Raw genomic sequence first — 21,506 nt, 5'->3', positions numbered from 1 at the left:
AACCGGGGCATTTGCCCCGGTTTTCAGTCTTGCATCAAGTCGATCAGTGAGCCTGAGCGGCACCCGACCCTTTCGGGAAACGGATGTTCTCGACCACGTCTTGAACTTCATCCGGTGCATCGCCAGTGATTTTGTGAACCACGAAGGCAACCACGAAGTTCAGGATCATACCCACGGTACCAATGCCTTCCGGCGAGATACCAAACAGCCAGTTGTCAGCAACGTTGGCGCCCGGGTTGATGAACTTGAAGTAGATGATGTAAGCGGCGGTGAAGGTGATACCAACGACCATGCCAGACAGCGCGCCTTCTTTGTTCATCCGCTTGTGGAAGATGCCCAGAATGATGGCTGGGAAGAAGCTCGACGCCGCCAGACCGAAGGCGAAGGCCACCACCTGTGCCACGAAGCCGGGCGGGTTGATACCCAGGTAACCGGCAACGATCACAGCAACAGCAGCTGCCAATCGGGCGTACATCAATTCCTGTTTATCGGTGATGTCCGGCATCAGATTTCGTTTGAGCAAGTCGTGCGAAATCGAGGTCGAGATCACCAGCAACAGACCGGCCGCTGTGGACAGAGCTGCCGCCATACCACCGGCTGCGACCAGCGCAACCACCCAGTTTGGCAGTTCAGCAATTTCCGGGTTGGCCAGAACCATGATGTCGCGGTCGATGCTCATTTCGTTGCGCTCGTCGGCAGCGTAGAACATCCGGCCATCATTGTTCTTGTCGGTCCACTTGATCAGACCGGTGGTTTCCCAGTTGCTGATCCAGCTCGGGGCGTGGTCGTACATGGTGCCCTGACCGTCTTCACCGTTGATGGTGTTGATCATGTTCACCCGAGCGAAAGCCGCAACGGCCGGCGCAGTGGTGTACAAGATGGCGATGAACACCAACGCCCAACCGGCTGAACGGCGAGCATCAGACACCTTAGGTACAGTGAAGAAACGCACAATCACGTGCGGCAGACCAGCGGTACCGACCATCAGCGCACAGGTAATGGCGAAGATGTCGATCATCGGCTTGGAGCCTTCGGTGTATTGCGCGAAGCCCAGTTCGGTCGACAGACCATCCAGTTTCGTCAGCAAGGAGGTGCCATCGGCGACGCTGCCACCAAAACCCAGCTGCGGGATGATGTTGCCGGTCATCAGCAGGGAGATGAAGATCGCCGGTACGATGTAGGCGAAGATCATCACGCAGTACTGAGCCACCTGGGTGTAGGTAATGCCCTTCATGCCGCCGAGTACGGCGTAGAAGAAGACGATGAACATACCGATGACCACACCGGTGTTCACACCCACTTCCAGGAAGCGCGAGAACACCACGCCCACACCGCGCATCTGGCCGGCCACATAAGTGAACGACACGAAGATGGCGCAGATGACCGCAATCACGCGAGCGGCCTGGCTGTAGTAACGGTCACCGATGAAGTCCGGCACGGTGAACTTGCCGAACTTGCGCAAGTAAGGCGCCAGACACAGGGCCAGCAGCACGTAACCGCCGGTCCAGCCCATCAGGTAAACCGAGCCGTCATAACCTGCGAAGGAAATGATACCGGCCATGGAGATGAACGATGCCGCTGACATCCAGTCAGCCGCTGTCGCCATACCGTTGGCCACCGCAGGAACACCACCGCCAGCAACGTAGAAGTCGGTGGTGGAGCCGGCACGCGACCAGATCGCGATGCCGATGTACAGCGCAAAGGTCGCGCCGACGAACAGATAACTTAAGGTTTGAATATCCATGGGTCGGCTCCTCAGTCGTCTTCGTGGACGTTGTACTTGCGGTCCAGAGTGTTCATCTTCTTCACGTAGACGAAGATCAACACAATGAAGGCGTAGATCGAGCCTTGCTGGGCAAACCAGAAGCCCAACTTGAACCCAAAGAATTTAATTTCATTCAACACATCTACCAGCAGAATTCCGGCGCCGTAAGAAACGACAAACCAGATCACCAGCAGTGTGAGCAACAGACGCACATTTTCACGCCAGTACTGGACGGCGTGTTCTTTGCTCTCGAAGCTCATCGAGATTTCCTCCATCTTGTTGTTGTTGTACTGCCACCGGACGGGACGGCTAAAGGCAGTTGCGAGCGATAGCAACCTAACACCTGCCCCCACCCCTAGCGCTTATACTTTGGTATGGGTTCGACTAATGTTTAGCCGCATTGGCCCTGGCTGTCGTCATTAAAGGGCAAGGTGTTAAGGTCGATAACCTTTGCAACCAATTCATAGACCGGGAAAGGCATTTCTTGGGAAATATCGCCAAGGAGGAATCGTCCATGCTTCGACAGATTACAATTGGCCCCCGACTGGGGCTTTTTTTTGGCGTCATAGTGCTGTTTCTGATTGGTCTGGGCGGCTTTGCGCTCAACCAATTGCGTTTTCTGAATGATGAAATCGTCACTATCGACATTCATCGCCTGCCCAGCCTGGAAGCCGTCGAAAATATCAACAGCAGCTTTTTGCTGGTGCGGGTTCACACCGCCAATATGCTGACTACTGGCGAGGCGGCAGAGATCAATCGCTACGCTGCGAACGTCACCGCTGCGCGGGCCGAGCTGGAAGAGGCAGAAATTGAATTTGAAGGTTTGATGCGTGCACCAGCCGCCATCGAAATCTACGGCCGTTTGATCCAGAGCTTTAACCAGTACTGGCCGCTGAACGATCAAGTGCAGCAGTTAGCCAAGACCGGTCGCGAAGAAGACGCTGAAGCGATACTGGGTGATCAGTTAGCACCGCTGGCGGCCAGCATCACCCGCGAAATCGACGATCTGGTGGAATTCCAGAAGCAACGCATCCGCGATTCCGCCACCACCGCCCAGCAAACCTTCAACATGGCGCGGATGACCATTCTCGGTGCCATTGGCGTGGTGATTGTGCTGGTGGTGCTGTGCGCCATCTGGCTGACGCGCAGCATTGTCGGGCCGATTCGCCAGGCGATCAGCGTTGCCAATGTGGTCGCCGATAACGATCTGACCGGCGACATCGACATCATCGGCCGCGACGAAGCCGCGCAAATGCTCAGCGCGCTGCAACGTATGAAAACGAACCTGCGTGACACCCTGATGAGCATCAACCACTCGTCGGATCAGTTGGCCTCGGCGTCGGAAGAGCTCAGCGCGGTCAGCCGTGAATCCACCAAAGGCTTGCAGCAACAGTCGGAAGAGCTGGATCAGGCGGCAACGGCCGTTACTGAGATGACTGCGGCCATCGAGGAAGTCGCCAGCAACGCCAATGAAACCGCTCAGGAATCGCAACAGGCCGAAGAGCGTTCCCGCTACGGTCTGGAACAGGTCAATCGCACCATTACCTCGATTGAAAGCCTGGTGTCGGTGATCCAGAACACCGCCGGCGACATCGAAGATCTGTCGACCAAAATTGCCGATGTAACCTCGGTTCTGGATGTGATTCGTGGCATTGCCGAGCAAACCAACCTGCTGGCGCTGAACGCTGCTATTGAGGCCGCCCGGGCCGGCGAGCACGGCCGTGGCTTTGCCGTTGTGGCCGACGAAGTGCGCAGCCTGGCGCAGCGCACCGCCGATTCCACGCACGAAATCGAACGCATCATCGAAGCGGTGGAGCAGGGCTCCGAGCGCGCCGTGGGTGCCATGCGCACCAGCAACGACAGCGCCACCAGCACGCTCGATACCGGCCGCCAGGCGGGCGAGGCCTTGCACACCATCGCTACCCTGATCGGCAGCATCAGCAACCACAACACCGCCTCAGCCAGTGCCGCTGAACAGCAGGCGCAGGTGGCGCGTGAAGTTGACCGCAACCTGATTACCGTGCGCGATCTTGCCACCCAAACCGCCGCTGGCGCCGAACAGGCCAGTTCGTCCAGCCAGGAACTGGCGCGATTGGCGGAAGAGCTGAATAAACTGGTCGGCCGTTTCCAGCTCTAAAACACCGGCTGTGAATCCAAACGACAACCGCCCGGCGCGGTTGTCGTTTTTGGTTCGTCAAACGTCGGCTAACGGCCGCGACTGAGCTTCATCTGGCCTCGCTCTTGCGTGATGATTGCGACAATCCACCCGTTTCTCTTATTCCGCAGCCACCGTGCTCGCAGTAAGGGTTTGGAGAAATCGCATGTTGCGCCGCCTCAATATTGGATTACGACTGACGCTGATTCTCGGCACCACCCTGGTATTGCTGTTCGGGTTGGGCCTGTACGGCCTGAAACGCCTGAGCCAGCTGAACGACGACCTGGCACAGATCGATGCTTTGAACGTGCCGACGCTGATCGCTGTGAGCAATCTCGACACCGCCTTTATGCAGGTCCGCACTGAGACGGCGAACCTGATGTCGGCGCTGACGTCGAGTCAGCGCGAGCTGTTTCGCACCAAACTCGATCAGTCGCGCGACGAATTGAACCAAGCCAAGGCTCGCTACGCCGAGTTGATTGTGTCGGAAGCGGCGCAAACGACACTGGCTGAGATCGAAGCCGACCTCGACAGCTATTGGCAGTTGAACGATCAGGTCTGGCAGATGGTGGCCGGCTTCGACAACATCGGCGCGCGCGATCTGCTCGACGAAGATGCCGCACCGCTGGCCGACGCCATTAACGAACGCATTCAGGCGACCATTGCCGCGCAGCAGGCCGGCATTACCCAGGTCGCCGGTAACGCCAACAGCAATTATCAACTGACGCGACTCACCACCTGGGCGCTGCTCGCAGTGATGGCGGTGTTGATTGTCGGGCTGTCGTGGCGGCTGACACGCTCGGTGACCGGGCCGCTGCGCGAAGCGGTGCAGGTGGCAAACGCCATCGCCGGTAATGATCTGACCAGCGATATTCAGTTCAGCGGTCGCGACGAAGCCACCGAACTGATGCGTGCGCTGGCGCGGATGCAGAGCAATCTGCGCGACACCTTAGCCAGCCTGTCGGCGTCGTCGAAACAACTGAGCATGGCGTCCGACGCACTGAGCGATGTCACGCACGAAGCCACGCGCAGCGCCCAGCGGCAGTCGGAAGAAATTGAAATGGCCGCCACGGCCGTCACCGAACTCACCGCCGCCATCGAGGAAGTGGCCGGCAACGCCAACAACACCGCCGATCAATCGCGCCAGGCCGACGAACGCACCCGCTTCGGGCTGGCTAAAGTAGATGCCACCCTGAACGCCATCGAAAGCCTGGTCAGCAGCGTGCAAAGCAACGCCGAGAGCATGGAAACGCTGGCCGGACGGGTAACCGACGTCGGCTCGGTGTTGGAAGTGATCGGTGAGATTGCCGACCAGACCAACCTGCTGGCGCTGAACGCCGCCATCGAAGCGGCCCGGGCGGGCGAGCACGGCCGTGGCTTTGCCGTCGTTGCTGAGGAAGTACGCGGCCTGGCGCAGCGGACGGCCGATTCCATTGCCGAGATCGAAAACATCATTCAGGCGGTGCAAAGCGGCACGGCCACGGCCGTTGGCGCCATGCGCGACAACAACGACAAAGCGACCCACACCCTAACCAGTGGACGCGAAGCGGCCGAGGCGTTATCGACCATTGCCACGCTGATCAGCGACATCAACGACCGCAACATGGCGTCTGCCAGCGCAGCGGAACAGCAGGCATCGGTTGCCAAGGAAGTCGATCGCAATCTGGTCACACTGCGCGACCTGAGCAACCAGACCGCCGAAGGCTCGCAACAGGTGCGGCAGTCCAGCGACGATCTGGCACAGCTGGCCGCAACGATGAACGCGGTCGTCGCCCGTTTTCAGGTGTAAGCGCCGTTTATTGATGTAAGGCACGTGTCCAACTTTGGCGTATGCGCCAGTCCGTCGATGGTAACCAAGCGTTCCATTCGACGGACGATTTCACCAATCAGCGTTCAAGTTTTCCCGCCGTTATTTCCCCGCTCAAACCGCCTCGTTTTCAGCCCGATATTCCGGGCGTTTCACCGCGTTTTATTCGCGCTGCGCCAATTCTTTTTTGGCGCGAATTACGGAGAATAAATCGCATTTCAAATCGCTCGAAAATCTAGCAGTGGTCAGTATTTGACAGCTATATAAGTGGCGTCTAAATAACAGTGCAACGGCTCAGCATAGGGTCGATTGACGTTCCCATCGCATCGATATCACAGCGGTACCCCGGCCACCCAGGTGGGGGTTCGTGATGGCCTGCACTCGTCCGTGCAGGGGATATTTTTTCATCAATTGGCTGGTCCATTGTTGGCCCGGCCCAGGGTCTTTATGGCTTTTTTATAGGAGCGGATGCCTATGTCAGTCAGAAAAAAATTCTCGTTGGCGGTGACGCTGATGATTTCTCTGGTGATTGCGTTGACGGCGATTTTTACCGTCATTTCACGCGACCACGAACTCACTCAAACCGCCGAAAATCAGGCCGCCCAAGCGGGCAGCCGGATGGTGCGTTTGCTGTCGGTGACCGACAGCATTATGTCGGCGCGGGTGCAAAGCAGCATGGCGGTGTTGATTAAACGTGGCGAAGCCATCGGCACGCCGCGCCTGGCCGGTCGCACTCAGGTTGGCGAGCGCAACGTGCCGCAACTGTGGCTCGGTAACGACCCGCAAGCCAATCGTTATGATCTGGTCGATGAACTGACCGCCGACATGGGCGGCACCGCCACGCTGTTCGTCTTCGATGGCGAAAATTACGTGCGCGTGTCCACCAACGTTCAGAACGAAGGCAAACGCGCCACCGGCACCATTCTGACCCCCGGCGGCGCTGCTTTCCGCGCCATTGAATCCGGCCAGGCGTTTTACGGCCAGGTCGACATTCTGGGCAAACCCTACCTGACCGGTTACGCGCCGATGTTCGACGCCAACGGTGCCGTGGTTGGCATCTGGTACGTTGGCTACTCGGCCGATATGAGTGTGCTGGATGCGTCCATTGCCGAAGCCACGGTACTGAACGACGGCTTCACCGCTCTGGTGGACGACAAAGGCCGCCTGCGCATGCATTCGTCCAATCAGGACACCGCCACCGTTGAAGCGGCCCTGGCGGGTGACCAGGACCACTGGGCGTTTACCGAAACCAGTTTCGACAATTGGGGCTACAAGGTGGTCTCGGCCTATTCGCGCGATGAGCTCAGCGACATCATTCTGTCCGATTCGTTGTTGATCGCCGGTGCCATCATCGTGATTGGCGCGGTGTTGATCGTTGCCATCAATCTGTTGCTGTCGACCGTCGTAACCCGGCCGATGACCCGCATGATCCGGCTGGTGAACGACATCGCCGAAGGTGAGGGCGACTTGACCGCCCGCTTCAGTTCCAACAGCCGCGACGAATTCGGCCAGATGGCGAATGGCTTCGACAAACTGCTGGCTAAGGTGCAAGACACCATTCGCAGCGTCGGCCAGTCGTCGAACGAAGTGTTGACCGCCGCTCAGGGCCTGCGCACGGTGGCCGAGCAATCGAGCCAGTCGATCGGCCGTCAGACCGCCGACACCGAACAGGTCGCGACGTCTATGCAGGAAATGTCGATGACCGCTCAGAACGTCGCCGAAAGCGCCAGTGCTGCTGAATCGGCCGCCCGCTCCGCCGATGGACAGGCGCACAGCGGCCACGAACTGGTGCAGCAAACCATCCACATCATCGAACAGCAGGCCAAGACGATTGCCGATTGCGCCCGCGCCGTTGAAGAGCTGGACCAGAACAGCGACGCCATCAGCGGCGTGCTGGAAGTGATTCATGGCATCGCCGAACAAACCAACTTGCTGGCGTTGAACGCCGCCATCGAAGCCGCCCGCGCCGGTGAACAGGGCCGTGGCTTTGCCGTGGTGGCCGACGAAGTGCGCATGTTGGCGAACCGCACCCAGGATTCGATCGACTCCATTCGCAGCCAGATCGAACAGTTGCAGAACGGCGCCAAGTCCACCGCTCGCATGATGGCGTCCACTCAGGAACTGGCCGACAGCCTGACCGCCAAAGCCGAGGAATCCGGTCTGGCGATCAACCAGATGCGCCAGGCCGTGGGCAGCATCACCGAGCGCAACGCCGACATCGCCAGCGCAGCCGAAGAGCAAAGCCGGGTGGCTGAAGACATCAACACCACCTTGGAGCGCATTCACAGCAACGCTCAGGACACCGCCGACCAGGCCAACCAGACCCGCAGCGCCAGCGAATCAATGATCCGCCTGGCCGAAGGCCTGCAACGCCAACTGGCGCACTACAAGGTTTAATCCAAGCTAAGACAGGGTTCGAGTTCTTCATAGGCCTCAGGGACTGAGGTTCGTTTCTTCCCCTTCCCAAACTCACTCACACGCTCCGCCGACATCGGCTTGTCATCACCGCTCGACATACTGAACGGTCAAACGTTCAAGGTTGTTATGACGATGCGCATTCTGTTTCGCCACTGGCTGATAGCCAGTCTGGTTCTGGGTTTGAGCCTGACCGCCCAGGCCGAGTCTCTGAAAATTGCCACCCAATACCCACCCGGTTCTGCCGCTGTTTCCAGCTTGCAGGCGCTGTCGGCTGAATTGGCGGCCGCCACCGATGGCGCGCTGGATCTGAAGCTGTACCCCAGCGGCGTGATGGGTAACGACGCCACCGTGCTGCGCAAGATTCGCGTCGGCCAGTTGCAGGGCGCTTTGGTATCGAGCAGCACGCTGACGTTGCTCGACATTCCGGCCGAAGGCATCAGCCAGCCGTTCCAGTTCGATTCGCTGGAGGCCGTCGATGCCGCCCGGATTGAGTTCGACCCGACCATTCGCGCCCGCCTGGCCGAACACGGCTGGTACGGCTTTGGCCCGCTCGACGGCGGTTTTGCCTATCTGATGTCGCAACAGCCGGTCAACGGCATGGCCGGCTTGCACGCCAGCAAACTCTGGCTGCCAGACACGCCAAGCGTGCGCGACCTCAGCCGCAGCGTGGACATCGATTTCGCCGTCTTGGGCATCGGGGATGTGTTGGCGGCGCTCGAAACCGGTGCAGTGGACGCGCTGATTGCACCACCAGCGGCCGCTCTAACGCTGAACTGGCACAGCCGGCTCGACTATCTGACCGACCAGCCGGTGGTCTACACCTGGGGCATTTTGATTCTGCCGGAACGCGCTCTGGCACGACTGACCGAAGAACAACGTTTAGTTGTCAGCGAACATCTGAACGGCTGGGCGCGCGATCTCGACGCCCAGATGCGCCAGTCCAACGCCTCCGCCCGCGCCGCATTGCTCAGCCTGCTGACGCCGGTCGCCTTCGCACCGACCGACCTGAGCGATCTGCGCCAGCAATTGCCGACACCCTGAACGGCGTCTATTAATGCGGACAGGTGTCGAACCTGTCCGCTTGTGCATCGAAAGCGAATCGCCATCGGTGCAACCGTGTCGGTTGGGTAACGCTTGGTAACACCCAGGTGTGAGCTTGTGTAACAGCAGACCACCCGTCCCACAGGCATAAAAAAAGCGCCCGAAGGCGCTTTTTTAACGGCCGGAACGACCGTTTTAGAACAGTTCCAGATCCAGATCGTCCAGGTCTTTACGCAGCTTTTGCTGCTCCAGATGATCTTCAATCGCGCGGCGTGCCGCCAATCTACGATGGTTGGTGGAACGCTTGGATTCGCTGGTATCCGCCGGTTTGTGCAGTTGATTGTCCTCGATATTAGCCAGTTCCAAATCAAACAGATTCACAGACATGAGATCAGCTCCTTTAAGTGGCGACTGCCGTTTCTTGTTCTTTTTTCAGTTCATCAGCGCCAGGCACTGCCTGGTGCCCGAACGGGAAAACCGAGTCTAGCCAGTGGCTGTGGCAAAACTGTGACCGCCGAAACGGCCTGCGTTTCGCACTCAGCCAAGGCCGATTGAGAAACCTATAAGCAGGAACTGTGCCCACACGAGAAGGGTTCTCAGCCGCGTGGAATTTTTGCGGCCGGGCAATGGCGCGCATTAATGGATGCGGTTGGCGTGATCGTAAAGCTGCGGCAGGTTCGCGTGCTGGATCAACGTCAGTAATTCGGTTGCTGGCAGCGGACGGCTGATCAGATAGCCCTGCGCATGGCCGCAACCGAGCCGTTTCAGGTAGCTCAACTGTTCACGGCTTTCCACGCCCTCGGCCACCACTTCCATTTTCAGGCTGTCGGCCATCGCCATGATGGCCTCGATCACCGGGCTGCTTTCACCCGGACGCCATTCCTGTATGAATGACCGGTCAATTTTCAGCGTCTGAATCGGGAAACGCTTGAGATAGTTCAGCGAGGTAAAGCCGGTGCCGAAGTCGTCCAGCGTCAGCCGCACGCCCAGGGAACGCAATTGGTTGAGGAAATCCTGAGCGTGGTTGGCGTCTTCCATCAGCATGGCTTCGGTGACTTCCAGCTCCAGATATTTCGCCTCCAACCCACTTTGTTTGAGTGCCATGGCAACGCGGTCGTACAGGTCGCTGCGGTACACCTGGCTGGCCGACAGATTCACCGACACCGCTATGTCGCCCAAGCCCTGACGTTGCCAACGCGCGGCATCCAGACAGGCGCGTTGCAGCACGGCGTCGCTGATGCGGCCAATCAACCCGGCTTCCTCGGCCAGTGGCAGGAAATCTTCCGGCTCGATGGGGCCGCGTTCCGGATGCTGCCAACGCACCAAGGCTTCGACTGAATCGATCAGGCCGGTGCTGAGGTTCAGCTTGGGTTGGTAATCGACGCTCAGTTGCGAGGTGGTGGTTGCAGCGCTCAGGTCGGCCACCAACTGGCGCCGCTCCGCCGGTTTGTCGCTCAAGGCCTGGCGATAGTACAGCCACTTGTTGCCGCCGCGCTGACGCGCCTGACCCATAGCTGTAATCGCCTGATTCAGCAATTGGTGCAGGTTGTCGCGATGCACCAGACACACGCCCATGCTGGCGGTGACGATCAACTCATGCTCATCAATCAGGCTCAGCCGGCTGACCTCTTCCAGCGCCGCCGACAAGGCATTGTCCAGCGCCTGGCGGTCGCCGCCGTAGTCGAACAGCAGCGCGAATTCATCGCCGCCCAACCGGGCTACAGAGCGCACCGGGTCTTGCAGGTTGTTCAACCGTGCCGATACATCGCGCAGCAGTTGGTCGCCAATGTCCTGGCCCAGGCTTTCGTTAATCGCCTTGAAGCGGTCGAGGTTCAGCACCGCCACCGCGTATTGGTTCGACATCAAGGGTTCGTGGGTCTCGAACTGCTTGAGCAACTGGTGGAAATACGCGCGGTTGAACAAGCCGGTCAGCTTGTCGTAGTTGTGCAGATAATCGAGTTCCAGCGCGGTGTGTTGCTGCTCGGTCAGATCGCGCACGATGCCTAAAAAATGGCTGGTGCGGCCATCGGTGCCGCGAATGGCGCTCAACGTCAGCCGCATCGGGAAGCGATGATGACCGTCGCGCAGCGCGATGATGTCGCCTTGCCAACGGCCGTTATTCACCATGCCCTGGGCGATGCGGTTGCGCTGTTCGGTACGAATCACATCAAACAGGGCGTTGCCCACCAACTGGCTTTTCTGCCGCCCGATTACCTGGCTGAACACCCGGTTGCAAGTGCGCAAGCGCTGGCTGGCGTCGAGCACGAACACGCCGTCGGGGCTGTTGTTGAACAGCGATGACGACAGCCGCAGTTCTTCTTGCAAACGCATGTCTTTGGAAATGTCGCGGCGGGTGCCGACCATGCGCAACGGCCGGCCCTGGGCATCGCGAGTGATAACGCGGCCGCTGTCTTCAAGCCAGATGGGCCGGTCGGCGTCGGGCCGGTGCAACCGGTACCGGGCGTGATAAAACCGGGTTCGGCCTTTCAAATGGGCGCGCAGGGCGCGACGCACCAGCGCGCGGTCGGCGACATCCACCCAGGCTTCAAGATCGATGTAATCGGTCACGTCGGTCACCTGGCCGAAAAAGCGTTGCTGATCGGAGTGGTAGACGCGCCGCCCGGCGATGTCCCAGTCCCAGAAGCCGATGCCACTGGCGGCCATCGCCATGTTCATCTGTTCTTCGCTTTTCAGCAGCGTCTGATTGACCTGCTGACGCAGATAGACTTCATCGTTCAACCGCTTGTTAGCCGCTTCCAGTTCCGAGGTGCGACGACTGACAATGCTTTCCAACTGATCGCGATGGCGCGACAACTGCGTCGTCAACCGACGCTTATCGATCAAACTCTCCAGGTTCCGATACGCCATGTTGCTGGCCTGCCAGGAGGCCAGCAAAATCAGCGACATCAACGGCAGATGCAGTTCAACCAAGGTTTGCGTCGGCAGCCCAGGGTTTGCCAGCACCGGGACCAACAACACCGGCAGACAGGCCACCAACTGGCTGCGCCACTGAGGAATCAGCGCAATGCAGGAGGCCACGGCGTAAGCGATTCCGAGCGTCAGGCACAAACCGCCAGCACTCGCCTGCCAGCCCCAATAAAGACCGTGCACCAACGCCAAACTGTCGATCCAGACATCCGGCTTCCAGCTCGGCCGCATCTTCAAGTGCATGCCACCCCAGTGCGACAACGCCATGCCCGCACCGCTGAGCAATGCCATTAACGGCAGCTCCATGCTCGACAGCAACGCACCGCGCACCCACAGACACACCAACGCCAACAGAAATGAACACACCCACAACAGCAAGCTGTAGCGCAGCATCAACGAATGGCGCAGAAAACGCAGCGTATCTTGGGGTTGGTACATGAGAACGTCGCCAGGGCCGGGGTACGGGCCGAAATGAAAATGACCCGCGTCAGTATAGTGCAGTTCTCGCGATTTACCGGCCAATGCCGATAACACCGTTCGGCGTCTGCCGAGCTCCATTCGTACCATGAGTTCTCCATAACTCATTAACGACAACGATTGATCGTCAACGGCGGAATACTGACCGCCCAAATGCCTCAACCGGAAACACCACAACACCACCCAACCGACAATCAGACCCCAATAACGTCACACTTATGCGACCTAGACTCGGAGGTTGGAACCGCTGGTGTTATTCTTGTCCGCGTATCGGCTGGGCCAGATTTCCTCTGGCGCCACGCCTATAGCGGCAGCAATAATACGCTCACCTTTCGGCCAGTGCCTGGCCAGAGCGTTGGTCAGCGTATTGGGTGAGGCATAGCCATGATGTTTCGCCAGTCGGCGCAGGCTCCAGCCGGCCTTGCGCACCGCAGCAACGATGTCTGCACGATGCCAGTCTTCAGGGCTGGTTTTTTTAGCGTCACAGTGTGTAGTCATGAAACAAAAGCCGAGTGCCATACTTGTTGCGATACGCAAACATAATGCACACGCATAGAACGATGTTCAAACGCTTTTATGGCGCAACCGAACAAGAAACCAGTACGAACGTGCTTAATAAACAAAAGTTACAATAAATTCAATGAGTTATGGTGAACCATGAAAGATCGAACTTCGACTGATCACAAGACACAAGCAGCCGACGCCACGGCAATGGCATTTGCAGAGCGTCTGATCATAGCGGTCGAACGTGCCGGCGGCGCCACAGCCATGTCCAAACAAGCCGGCGTATCAAGCTCAGTGCTCCGTAAGTGGCGCACCGGCCAATCCGAACCTAATCGAAAACACCTGCTGCAACTGGCCGAAGCCGCACAGGTTTCCGTCGGCTGGTTGGCCGCCGGCGAAGGCCGCATGGAACTGAACAGCTGGCCGCGCATCGCCGAAAAGGGCAGCGTCTACACCCTGCAAAGCACCGACGCCATCGATCACCTGCCCGTCGAGGTCTACGCCAAAATGGTGAAACCGCTGCACGATCTGGGCAAAACCCCCGAAGAACGCCAAGCCATCCTGACCGCAACCTTGCGCCTGCTTGGCCTGCTGAAAATGGCCGGCACCATCGACATCGACCACCTCGACGAAGCCGACATCCTACCCATCATCCAAGTCGCGCTACTGACCAACGCCACCAGCGAAGATGCCTAGCCAGCAATAGCCCATCCCCAGCCCAGCCATCCTTCTGGTACACTCCATTCCCTGTTTTTTTGTACAGCTATTGATGCCGATGGACCTCAACGCCCTGCTCGACCAACTGAACCCCGAACAACGCCAGGCCGTAGAAAGCGACGCCCAGCACTTGCTGGTACTCGCCGGCGCCGGCAGTGGCAAAACGAGAGTGCTGACCCATCGCATCGCCTGGCTGATTGCCGCAGGTTTGGCATCGCCATACTCCGTACTGTCGGTCACCTTCACCAACAAAGCCGCACGCGAAATGCGCGGCCGGGTCGAAGAGCTGCTGGAAACACCCAGCACCGGCTTATGGCTGGGCACTTTTCACGGCCTGGCGCATCGACTGTTAAAAGCCCACACCGCCGCCGCTGGCTTGCCGGAAAACTTCCAGGTAATGGACAGCGACGATCAACTGCGGCTGATCAAACGCGTCATGACCGAACGCGGCATTCCCGACGACCGAGTGCCGCCCAAACAAGCCCAGGGCTACATCAACCGCCAGAAAGACGAAGGCATCCGCGCCCAACATTCACACAGCAACGGCGACTGGTTCGGCGATTCCCTGTTGCAGATCTACCGCGACTACGAAGAACTGTGCGAACGCTCCGGCCTGGTCGATTTCGGCGAACTGCTGCTGCGCGCCCACGAACTCTGGCTCAACCAACCCGACATCCTGGCGCACTACCAACAACGCTTTACCCACTTACTGGTCGACGAATTCCAGGACATCAACACCATCCAATACGCCTGGCTGCGCGTACTGGCCGGCGAACGTCTCAGCCTGACCATCGTCGGCGACGACGACCAATCCATTTACGGCTGGCGCGGCGCCAAAGTCGAAACCATCCAGACCTTCGAACACGACTTCCCCGGCACCCACATCGTGCGGCTGGAACAAAACTACCGCTCCACCTCGACCATTCTCGACGCCGCCAACGCCGTCATCGCCCGCAACCCGGCACGCCTGGGCAAAAACCTGTGGACCGAAGGCGACAAAGGCGACCCCATTCGCCTCTACGCCGCCTTCAACGAACAAGATGAAGCGCGTTACCTCGCCGACGAAATCAACCGCCTGATGGACAGCGGCACCAACGCCACCGACATCGCCGTGCTGTACCGCTCCAACGCCCAAAGCCGGGTACTGGAAGAAGCACTGATTCACAGCCAGATTCCGTACCGCATTTACGGCGGCCAGCGTTTCTACGAACGCCTGGAAATCCGCAACAGCGTCGCCTACCTGCGCCTGGTGCTGAACCGCCAGGACGACGCCGCCTTCGAACGCATTCACAACGTACCGACACGCGGCATCGGCGGCAAAACCGTCGAAACCATCCGCATCATCGCGCGCGACCAAGGCAGCTCCCTGTGGGAAGCCAGCGCCAACGCCATCGAAAACAAAGTGCTGTCCACACGCGCCGCCAACGCCCTAAGCGACTTCATGCTGTTAATCGCCGACCTTGAAGCCTTGATCAGCGAACAAGAAGAACTCGGCAAGATGGTCGAAAAAATCAACGACGCCTCCGGCCTGATCGAACACCACGAAAAAGAAAAAGGCGAAAAAGGCCGCGCCCGCATCGAAAACCTGCAAGAACTGGTCACCGCCGCCCAAAGTTTTGCCGGCGACGAAGACGCCGAAACCCCGATGCAACTACTGGCGCAATTTTTGGGCGAAGCCTCACTCGACGCCGGCGACCGCCAAGCCGACGAATTCGAAGACAGCGTAAACTTAATGACGCTGCACTCAGCCAAAGGTCTGGAATTCGAACACGTCTTTCTGGTCGGCATGGAAGAGGGCTTATTCCCACACAAAATGTCGATGGACGACGCCGGCGGCCTGCAAGAAGAACGCCGCCTCGCCTACGTCGGCATCACCCGCGCCCGCAAAAATCTGACGCTGACTTACGCCGAAAGCCGACGTTTATACGGCTCGGAACAATTCAACTCGGTGTCGCGCTTTATCAAAGAAATCCCAGCGGAACTAATGAACGAAGTGCGGCTGCGCTCATCGGTATCACGCCCGGTCAGTTTCGGCTTGCAAGAAGACATGGCGATGGAAGCCGGTGGCTTCAGTTTGGGCCAACGCGTGCTGCACCCGATGTTTGGTGAAGGCACTTTAATCAATGCCGAAGGCGGTGGCGCGCAAGCGCGGGTTCAGGTGGCGTTTGATGATGGCAGCGAGCGCTGGTTGATGATGCAGTATGCGAAGTTGGAAGTGATTTGAAGCTAATCTGCCAAGTTGAATGGCGGCACCAAAGTGCCCTGATGAAAGACCACTTTCCAGTCATCACCAAACTGCCGCCAAATGCTGCTTCGAAGGGAAAATGTTCCTGAGTCAGAATCGTGATGCTTGATAAATGCTTTAAATACCAGCTGACAAATGCCCTTACCCAGCGAATAACATTCAAAATCTTGCACTCTGGCGGTCCAGTTTTGTTCTTCGGGTAAACGCTGCAAAATTTCAGTGAGCCCGAAATACGCACCCGACGCACCTATTTCTCTAAACTCAGGTGCAATCAGCTGTTCCAGCTTTTCTTCGTTGTGCCGTACTTCAAAAGTCAGCAAGGCTTTCTCAAGCGCAACCAGATGTTCACTTAGATCCATCTTGCCTCTCCATGCATTTTTAATCACATAAACTATAACGGCTTCATACATTTAAGAGCACTCAATGCGCCCAAAACTTCGCGAAAAAATCATCCAGGTTTGTGACCAAAAGATTGCCGCCAAAGGTGACAACGTTGGTTTATCGTTCTACGCCTTTTTCGCTAACAAAAATGACGATCCGAGCCTACTGATGGAAGCTGCTACCTGGTGGATTCAAACGCATCAATTGGATCATTTTGAGAAGGCGGTGAAGGTTAAAACGATGGTGTTAGCGGGAAAGTGATGTGGAGTTTTTGAATGTCATGCTTCTAATTGTCGAGCATGAATCGACGAAATAACTGCTCCTCCCTGATCACCAACAGAATAATAACCGTTGTAGCTTCAATTCGATAAAACACACGACAAGGCGGCACAACCACTTCCCTATATACCGAACCCGGCAGCTCGGGCGGTATTCGGCCCGATTGTGGGAAACCTGCCAGGCGTTCCACTTCTTCAAAAACTGAGGCAACCAATTGGCCGGCCGCGTTAGGTTTATCCAGTGCGATGTATTCTGCGATGTCGTCCAATTGTTGAAGCGCGGGTTCCGTCCAGACTATTTCAGCCATTTAGCCATTTTCTCCCTGGCTTCTGTTTGGTTCAGTGTGCGGCCTTCCATAGCGGCACGTTCGCCACGAGATAATCCATCCAAAAGCGCCAAGCGGCGCTGCATCAATTCATAATCCTGAACGTCAACCAGATAGGCGGAGGGCTGGCCATGTTCAGTGATCAACACCGGCTCTTTAGATGAATGGAGATCCGCCAGGATCTTGGTGGCCTGGCGTTTGAGGTTGGTGACCAGTTCGACTTTCATGACTTCGGTACCGGCTTCTGGAGTGCCACTATAGTATCACTTGCGGCGAATCGGGGAACAGGCGCGGCGGGCTAAGATTGCAAAATCAGAATCTCATCACCGTTCTCCAACCGCTCTCCGGTAGGTACCCAACCCAGCTTGCGATAAAAACCATGCGCCCGTACCTCTGAGTTGCTATCCGCAGCGAGCCAAATGGTATTCACACCCTGCTGTTTGAGTTCGGTTACAACATGCCCCAACAACTGTCGGCCTATGCCCTGGCCTTCGAACTCTGGCAACAGCGCCAATACCAGGACTTCGCCTGTGTTCAGGTCACCATTGCAAAAACCCACAATCACATCGCCAGCCAGACAAACCCAACCGCACAGTTGTTCTTGCTCAAAACCCTGGCGTATTGATGTTGGCGTAATGCCCATCGGCTCTAACTGTTCGGTGGGGATGGGGTTATCGCGAGTATTGGCACGAATGAAAAATAGCCGGTCTACATCAGCGCTCTGAGCCTTTCGGTATTGCACTAACATGACGAGGTTCTTTCCATTAGATCAGCGATAAGGTTGAGTTTTCTATTCAACGACTACAGCCTTAATAAAGCGCAAATTATTCGCTTGATAACCCAACGACTGATAGAACCGGTGAGCATCGGAACGCTCCAAGCCACTGGTTACTTCGAATTTCTCGCACTGCCGACGAGTAAAAAAATCTTCCGCTGTTGCGACCAATTTTTTACCAATGCCATTGCCTCTTACCTCATGATCGACCAGCAAACTGGTGATGCGGCCGCTGCTTCCCGGTTGATGGAGTAAATTTGTAATATGGCAGGAAATAAAACCGACAATATTGTTATTCAGTTCGGCGACAAAAACGGCATCGCCATAGCCGTTATTGAAGCTGGAAATCTTATCCGCCAATACAGAAGGCTCTATGGAATACCCCAGTTGCGGCATTAGTTCTGCCAGTCGCTCTGCATCGCTGAGCTTTGCCTCACGAACAATCATCGCCATACAGCTGCCCCTTTACCCGGATGACAACTTCATATTCACCAAAGACGCTTCAAAACCCAGCTTTTCATAAGCGCGAATTGCCGTTTGGTTTTGTGCGTATACATCCAGATAAAAGTCGCGCACGCCTTGTGCTTTTGCCCAGTCCATCAGTTCGTGCATGATCATTTTATTCACGCCTTTACCGCGGTACGCATCGGTCACGTACATAAAACCCAGGTAGCCTTCGCGATCATGTCGCAGTGACGGTTTAGATGTACGGATTTGCAGGTATCCCGTTGCGATAATTTCGCCACCAGCTTCGGCGACCAGCAGTTGGGTTTGGTCGTGTTGAATGAAATGGTCCAGGTCGTAATAGAAAATCTGGCCGTCTATAAACCATGAGTTAAACGGCCGCTCGGCTTTCACCAGGGCCTGCTCCAGTGCTAACAAGGCCGGCTTATCCGCCATTACCGCCGGGCGAAGCTGAATGTCGTTCACCGGGTCGAGGTTTGTACTGGCGTTCAAACCATATACCTCGCTTTCAGATGACCCAGGAAATAGCTGGAATTCAACGTCTCGCCGGTAGCGCTTTGCAGCAAGTCGTCATACCCCATAAACCGACCCTGCGACCAAACGTTCTCGCTCAGCCAATTAAAAATCGGCTGTAACGCCCAGTCGCCTACGCCATCAGCCGCGCCTGGAATCTGTTTGATCATTGATTGATACAACTGCGCGGCGTTCATCGCGCCCAGGGTGTAAGACGGGAAATAACCCACGGCACCAGACGGCCAGTGGATGTCTTGCATCGGGCCGTCTTTGTAATTACCGCGGGTATCCAGGCCGAGGTATGTTTCCATGGCTTCATTCCAGCGTTCGGGAATGTCGCTGACTTGGGCGCGGCCAAGGGTGATGTCACGCTCGAGTTCGTAACGCAGGATCACGTGCATGGGGTAGGTCACTTCGTCGGCGTTGACGCGAATCAGGCCAGGTTTTACCTGGGTGTATAAGGCGTGCAGATTGTCGGCATCGAACGCAGGGTCGTTGCCCAGGTGTTTGCGCAACAGCGGTGCCAACGCTTCGATAAACGGGCGCGAACGACCGAGCTGCATTTCAAAAAACAGACTCTGGCTTTCGTGCACGCCCATGCCCATGGCGCGGCCGACCGGTTGGCTGAGCCAGTCTTTGGGGCGACCCATTTCATAGCGGGCGTGGCCGGTTTCGTGGATCACGCCCATCAGACCTTCGATGACGTTGTTGACGTCGTAACGGGTGGTGATGCGGGCGTCTTCCGGTACGCCGCCGCTGAACGGGTGGGCGGTCTGGTCGAGCCGGCCGGCGTTGAAATCGAAGCCGAGTTTGCCCATCAGTTCGCGTGCCAGGGCGTCCTGTTTTTCAATCGGGAACGGGCCGATCGGAAGTTTGGGTGCCGGGCGGCTGTTCTGACGTTCGAGGATGTTTTGCAACAAAGCCGGCAAGGTGGCTTTGAGTTCGTCGAACACCGGGTCGATGCGGGCCATGCTGCTGCCGGGGTCGTACAGGTCGATCAGCGCATCGTAGTCGTTGGCGTAGCCGCGTTCGGTGGCTAAGGCGGCGTTCAATGCCTGGGCCGATTCGCGTGCCAGGTCGAACACTGTCTGCAACAACGGTTCAAAGTCGGCCCAGTTGTTGGCCGGGCGCAGCGTTCGCCAGGCGTGTTCGCATTCGTTGCTGGCGATGGCCTGGGCTTCGACCAGTTCTTTGGGAATTGCCAGCGCCTGTTTCCATTGCACCGTCATTTCACGCAGGTTGGCGCGTTGCCATTCGGTTAAGTTGGTTTCGTTGCTGGCGGCCGCGAAGGCATCGGCCAGCGCCGGGTCTTGCAGAATCTCACTGCCCATTACACTGAGTTCGGCCATGGCTTTGCCGCGCGCGGCGTTACCACCGGGCGGCATCATCACCGCCTGGTCCCAGCCGAGCATGGCTTGGGCGTGTTCCAGTTGAGCAAGACGATGGAAGGTTTTTTCGAGGCTGGCGTAGGACATTTTTTTGGCAAACCGGTGGGCATGAGACTTCAGTCTAACAATGCGGGGCGGTTTCCGGGAGACGCTGAACGGAAGACGGGAGACGCTAAAGACAAAACCCATAACCTGCCAATCGCACCTCAGTTCCGCTACCCTGCGTCTCCCGTTCAGCGTCTCCCACAAAAAAATGCCCACCATCCACAGCTTCGATCCCATCGAACCGGCCAGCGCCAAAGTGCTGATTCTCGGCTCAATGCCCGGTAAGGCGTCGCTACGGGCGCAGCGCTATTACGCCCATCCGCGCAATGCGTTCTGGCCGATCATGGCGCGTTTGTTGGGGTTTGCGGCGGAGTTGCCGTACGAGCAACGGGTAGCGGCGGTGCAGGCGGCCGGTGTCGGCCTTTGGGATGTGTTGGCAGCCTGCACACGCGAATCGAGCCTGGATTCGGACATCATCGAATCCTCCATTGTGCCCAACGACTTTCCGGCCTGGTTCGAACGTCACCCGCATACCAAGGCAGTTTTCTGCAACGGCACCAAGGCGTATGACAGCTATCGCAAGCACGTGATTCCGCGTTTGGCGCCGTCGTTTGCGGCCTTGCCGCTGACCCGACTGCCATCTACCAGCCCGGCCCACGCCAGCCTGACAGCAAACGCGAAATTTGATACATGGTCGGTGGTAAATAATTATTTAATCGGGTAATTGGCCCGAGCGACTCATTCCTTTATTGTAAGCGTTTGTTTCTGACCCTGAGTCCGCAGAGATGCGCTTGGAACGGCTTTTTCAACGCCTTGCCCACCACGGAATCCGCCTTGGACTGGCTTCGGCGTGCCTGGCAGGCACCGTCTCGGCTTACGATCTGGAAGTGGTCACCGACCACGGCAGTGTTCACTACAGCCAAAGCGACATCCTGGCGCTCGACCCAAGCAGCCTCGACACCGAAACCCCCTGGACCGATGGTTCGCTGCATTTTGAAGGCGCAAGCCTGGCCGCGGTGCTCGCCGATGCCGGGGTTGATGCCGACCAATTGCTGGCCAAAGCCCTGAACGACTACACCGTGGTGATTCCGGTACAAACCGCCATCGACGAAGGCGCTTTTGTTGCCGTCCGCATCGATGGCGACTGGATGCGGGTGCGCGATAAAGGCCCGTTCTGGATCGTCTTTCCCTGGTCCGATCGGCCTGATCTGCTGGACCGCGACGTGCGTTCCTGGTCCATCTGGCAATTGCAGCATCTAGGCCCCGTGGAGTAGCCAA

The 21,506-nt window shown here is 57.6% G+C and carries 21 protein-coding genes; 9 read left to right on the top strand and 12 right to left on the bottom strand.

Translation table 11 applies throughout. The features are described from left to right. Positions 1 to 43 precede the first annotated feature (43 nt). Both DW349_RS00830 and DW349_RS00825 read right to left on the bottom strand, forming a co-directional pair. A complete protein-coding gene (locus DW349_RS00830) occupies positions 44 to 1,744 on the bottom strand; it encodes a sodium:solute symporter family protein (RefSeq protein ID WP_108125788.1) in 1,701 nt (566 codons plus the stop codon). 11 nt (positions 1,745 to 1,755) lie between these two features. Continuing rightward, positions 1,756 to 2,025, bottom strand: a complete 270-nt coding sequence (locus tag DW349_RS00825; RefSeq protein WP_108125787.1) for a DUF4212 domain-containing protein — start codon at positions 2,023 to 2,025, stop codon at positions 1,756 to 1,758. 308 nt (positions 2,026 to 2,333) lie between these two features. On the opposite strand from DW349_RS00825, the gene DW349_RS00820 reads away from it, so the two are divergent. The 4 genes from DW349_RS00820 to dctP all read left to right on the top strand — a co-directional run bounded on the left by DW349_RS00820 (position 2,334) and on the right by dctP (position 9,186). After that, positions 2,334 to 3,902: a methyl-accepting chemotaxis protein gene (locus tag DW349_RS00820; RefSeq protein WP_232819327.1), complete on the top strand. Its 1,569-nt coding sequence runs from the start codon at positions 2,334 to 2,336 to the stop codon at positions 3,900 to 3,902. A 184-nt stretch (positions 3,903 to 4,086) separates the two neighbouring features. Further along, on the top strand, positions 4,087 to 5,709 hold the full coding sequence (locus DW349_RS00815; protein WP_108125785.1) for a methyl-accepting chemotaxis protein: 1,623 nt from the start codon (positions 4,087 to 4,089) through the stop codon (positions 5,707 to 5,709). Between the two features lie 492 nt (positions 5,710 to 6,201). Next, positions 6,202 to 8,124 (top strand): methyl-accepting chemotaxis protein, encoded by a 1,923-nt coding sequence (locus DW349_RS00810; RefSeq protein ID WP_108125784.1) that lies wholly within the window; start codon positions 6,202 to 6,204, stop codon positions 8,122 to 8,124. Positions 8,125 to 8,277: 153 nt separating this feature from the next. Then, positions 8,278 to 9,186 carry a TRAP transporter substrate-binding protein DctP gene (dctP, locus tag DW349_RS00805; RefSeq protein WP_198650498.1) on the top strand — a complete coding sequence of 303 codons (909 nt, stop codon included), beginning with the start codon at positions 8,278 to 8,280 and terminating at the stop codon, positions 9,184 to 9,186. Between the two features lie 195 nt (positions 9,187 to 9,381). Here dctP and DW349_RS00800 read toward each other — a convergent pair whose 3' ends face one another. The 3 genes from DW349_RS00800 to DW349_RS00790 all read right to left on the bottom strand — a co-directional run bounded on the left by DW349_RS00800 (position 9,382) and on the right by DW349_RS00790 (position 13,110). Further along, entirely contained in the window at positions 9,382 to 9,573 is a 192-nt protein-coding gene (locus DW349_RS00800) for a PA3496 family putative envelope integrity protein (RefSeq protein ID WP_108125782.1), read from the bottom strand. 249 nt (positions 9,574 to 9,822) lie between these two features. Next, positions 9,823 to 12,552 (bottom strand): putative bifunctional diguanylate cyclase/phosphodiesterase, encoded by a 2,730-nt coding sequence (locus DW349_RS00795; RefSeq protein ID WP_162824598.1) that lies wholly within the window; start codon positions 12,550 to 12,552, stop codon positions 9,823 to 9,825. 264 nt (positions 12,553 to 12,816) lie between these two features. Further along, a complete protein-coding gene (locus DW349_RS00790) occupies positions 12,817 to 13,110 on the bottom strand; it encodes a helix-turn-helix domain-containing protein (RefSeq protein ID WP_232819326.1) in 294 nt (97 codons plus the stop codon). Positions 13,111 to 13,248: 138 nt separating this feature from the next. Between DW349_RS00790 and DW349_RS00785 the strand changes: the two genes are divergently transcribed. Beyond that, the gene (locus DW349_RS00785; protein ID WP_108125780.1) at positions 13,249 to 13,791 is read left to right on the top strand and encodes a helix-turn-helix domain-containing protein; all 543 of its coding nucleotides are present in this window, start codon (positions 13,249 to 13,251) and stop codon (positions 13,789 to 13,791) included. A 79-nt stretch (positions 13,792 to 13,870) separates the two neighbouring features. After that, positions 13,871 to 16,036 carry a DNA helicase II gene (gene uvrD / locus DW349_RS00780; RefSeq protein ID WP_108125779.1) on the top strand — a complete coding sequence of 722 codons (2,166 nt, stop codon included), beginning with the start codon at positions 13,871 to 13,873 and terminating at the stop codon, positions 16,034 to 16,036. 2 nt (positions 16,037 to 16,038) lie between these two features. Here uvrD and DW349_RS00775 read toward each other — a convergent pair whose 3' ends face one another. Beyond that, positions 16,039 to 16,467 (bottom strand): nuclear transport factor 2 family protein, encoded by a 429-nt coding sequence (locus tag DW349_RS00775; protein WP_108125778.1) that lies wholly within the window; start codon positions 16,465 to 16,467, stop codon positions 16,039 to 16,041. 13 nt (positions 16,468 to 16,480) lie between these two features. On the opposite strand from DW349_RS00775, the gene DW349_RS00770 reads away from it, so the two are divergent. Continuing rightward, the gene (locus DW349_RS00770) at positions 16,481 to 16,699 is read left to right on the top strand and encodes a DUF6500 family protein (RefSeq protein ID WP_108125777.1); all 219 of its coding nucleotides are present in this window, start codon (positions 16,481 to 16,483) and stop codon (positions 16,697 to 16,699) included. A gap of 25 nt (positions 16,700 to 16,724) precedes the next feature. On the opposite strand, the gene DW349_RS00765 is transcribed toward DW349_RS00770, so the two are convergent. From DW349_RS00765 to DW349_RS00740, 6 genes are all read right to left on the bottom strand, one after another. Continuing rightward, a complete protein-coding gene (locus DW349_RS00765) occupies positions 16,725 to 17,024 on the bottom strand; it encodes a type II toxin-antitoxin system RelE/ParE family toxin (RefSeq protein ID WP_108125776.1) in 300 nt (99 codons plus the stop codon). Next, complete coding sequence (locus tag DW349_RS00760; RefSeq protein ID WP_108125775.1) at positions 17,012 to 17,269, bottom strand: type II toxin-antitoxin system Phd/YefM family antitoxin; 258 nt, start codon at positions 17,267 to 17,269, stop codon at positions 17,012 to 17,014. Before DW349_RS00760 ends, DW349_RS00765 begins: the two co-directional genes overlap by 13 nt. Before the next feature lie 71 nt (positions 17,270 to 17,340). Beyond that, complete coding sequence (locus DW349_RS00755) at positions 17,341 to 17,790, bottom strand: GNAT family N-acetyltransferase (protein WP_108125774.1); 450 nt, start codon at positions 17,788 to 17,790, stop codon at positions 17,341 to 17,343. 42 nt (positions 17,791 to 17,832) lie between these two features. After that, complete coding sequence (locus DW349_RS00750; protein WP_108125773.1) at positions 17,833 to 18,270, bottom strand: GNAT family N-acetyltransferase; 438 nt, start codon at positions 18,268 to 18,270, stop codon at positions 17,833 to 17,835. 12 nt (positions 18,271 to 18,282) lie between these two features. Further along, positions 18,283 to 18,774: a GNAT family N-acetyltransferase gene (locus DW349_RS00745; RefSeq protein ID WP_198650497.1), complete on the bottom strand. Its 492-nt coding sequence runs from the start codon at positions 18,772 to 18,774 to the stop codon at positions 18,283 to 18,285. Next, positions 18,771 to 20,270, bottom strand: coding sequence for a carboxypeptidase M32 (locus DW349_RS00740; protein ID WP_108125772.1), 1,500 nt, complete (start codon positions 20,268 to 20,270; stop codon positions 18,771 to 18,773). Before DW349_RS00740 ends, DW349_RS00745 begins: the two co-directional genes overlap by 4 nt. A 166-nt stretch (positions 20,271 to 20,436) precedes the next feature. On the opposite strand from DW349_RS00740, the gene DW349_RS00735 reads away from it, so the two are divergent. Then, positions 20,437 to 20,952: a DNA-deoxyinosine glycosylase gene (locus DW349_RS00735; RefSeq protein WP_108125771.1), complete on the top strand. Its 516-nt coding sequence runs from the start codon at positions 20,437 to 20,439 to the stop codon at positions 20,950 to 20,952. 67 nt (positions 20,953 to 21,019) lie between these two features. Continuing rightward, positions 21,020 to 21,502 carry a putative pterin-binding protein gene (locus tag DW349_RS00730; RefSeq protein WP_157954357.1) on the top strand — a complete coding sequence of 161 codons (483 nt, stop codon included), beginning with the start codon at positions 21,020 to 21,022 and terminating at the stop codon, positions 21,500 to 21,502. Positions 21,503 to 21,506 lie beyond the last annotated feature (4 nt).

The organism is Saccharospirillum mangrovi, assembly GCF_003367315.1.
Lineage (GTDB): Bacteria > Pseudomonadota > Gammaproteobacteria > Pseudomonadales > Natronospirillaceae > Saccharospirillum > Saccharospirillum mangrovi.
Note: the sequence above shows the minus strand (reverse complement) of the source record. Positions and strands in the feature narration are given on the sequence as shown.

What these genes read in the sequence shown, in the direction of transcription:
- DW349_RS00795 (WP_162824598.1), bottom strand. Translation starts at nt 12,552, where the DNA reads ATGTACCAACCCCAAGATACGCTGCGTTTTCTGCGCCATTCGTTGATG.
- DW349_RS00735 (WP_108125771.1), top strand. Translation starts at nt 20,437, where the DNA reads ATGCCCACCATCCACAGCTTCGATCCCATCGAACCGGCCAGCGCCAAA.
- DW349_RS00770 (WP_108125777.1), top strand. Translation starts at nt 16,481, where the DNA reads ATGCGCCCAAAACTTCGCGAAAAAATCATCCAGGTTTGTGACCAAAAG.
- DW349_RS00765 (WP_108125776.1), bottom strand. Translation starts at nt 17,024, where the DNA reads ATGGCTGAAATAGTCTGGACGGAACCCGCGCTTCAACAATTGGACGAC.
- DW349_RS00750 (WP_108125773.1), bottom strand. Translation starts at nt 18,270, where the DNA reads ATGGCGATGATTGTTCGTGAGGCAAAGCTCAGCGATGCAGAGCGACTG.
- DW349_RS00740 (WP_108125772.1), bottom strand. Translation starts at nt 20,270, where the DNA reads ATGTCCTACGCCAGCCTCGAAAAAACCTTCCATCGTCTTGCTCAACTG.
- DW349_RS00810 (WP_108125784.1), top strand. Translation starts at nt 6,202, where the DNA reads ATGTCAGTCAGAAAAAAATTCTCGTTGGCGGTGACGCTGATGATTTCT.
- uvrD (WP_108125779.1), top strand. Translation starts at nt 13,871, where the DNA reads ATGGACCTCAACGCCCTGCTCGACCAACTGAACCCCGAACAACGCCAG.
- DW349_RS00790 (WP_232819326.1), bottom strand. Translation starts at nt 13,110, where the DNA reads ATGGCACTCGGCTTTTGTTTCATGACTACACACTGTGACGCTAAAAAA.
- DW349_RS00775 (WP_108125778.1), bottom strand. Translation starts at nt 16,467, where the DNA reads ATGTATGAAGCCGTTATAGTTTATGTGATTAAAAATGCATGGAGAGGC.
- DW349_RS00760 (WP_108125775.1), bottom strand. Translation starts at nt 17,269, where the DNA reads ATGAAAGTCGAACTGGTCACCAACCTCAAACGCCAGGCCACCAAGATC.
- DW349_RS00800 (WP_108125782.1), bottom strand. Translation starts at nt 9,573, where the DNA reads ATGTCTGTGAATCTGTTTGATTTGGAACTGGCTAATATCGAGGACAAT.
- DW349_RS00815 (WP_108125785.1), top strand. Translation starts at nt 4,087, where the DNA reads ATGTTGCGCCGCCTCAATATTGGATTACGACTGACGCTGATTCTCGGC.
- DW349_RS00755 (WP_108125774.1), bottom strand. Translation starts at nt 17,790, where the DNA reads ATGTTAGTGCAATACCGAAAGGCTCAGAGCGCTGATGTAGACCGGCTA.
- DW349_RS00785 (WP_108125780.1), top strand. Translation starts at nt 13,249, where the DNA reads ATGAAAGATCGAACTTCGACTGATCACAAGACACAAGCAGCCGACGCC.
- DW349_RS00830 (WP_108125788.1), bottom strand. Translation starts at nt 1,744, where the DNA reads ATGGATATTCAAACCTTAAGTTATCTGTTCGTCGGCGCGACCTTTGCG.
- dctP (WP_198650498.1), top strand. Translation starts at nt 8,278, where the DNA reads ATGCGCATTCTGTTTCGCCACTGGCTGATAGCCAGTCTGGTTCTGGGT.
- DW349_RS00825 (WP_108125787.1), bottom strand. Translation starts at nt 2,025, where the DNA reads ATGAGCTTCGAGAGCAAAGAACACGCCGTCCAGTACTGGCGTGAAAAT.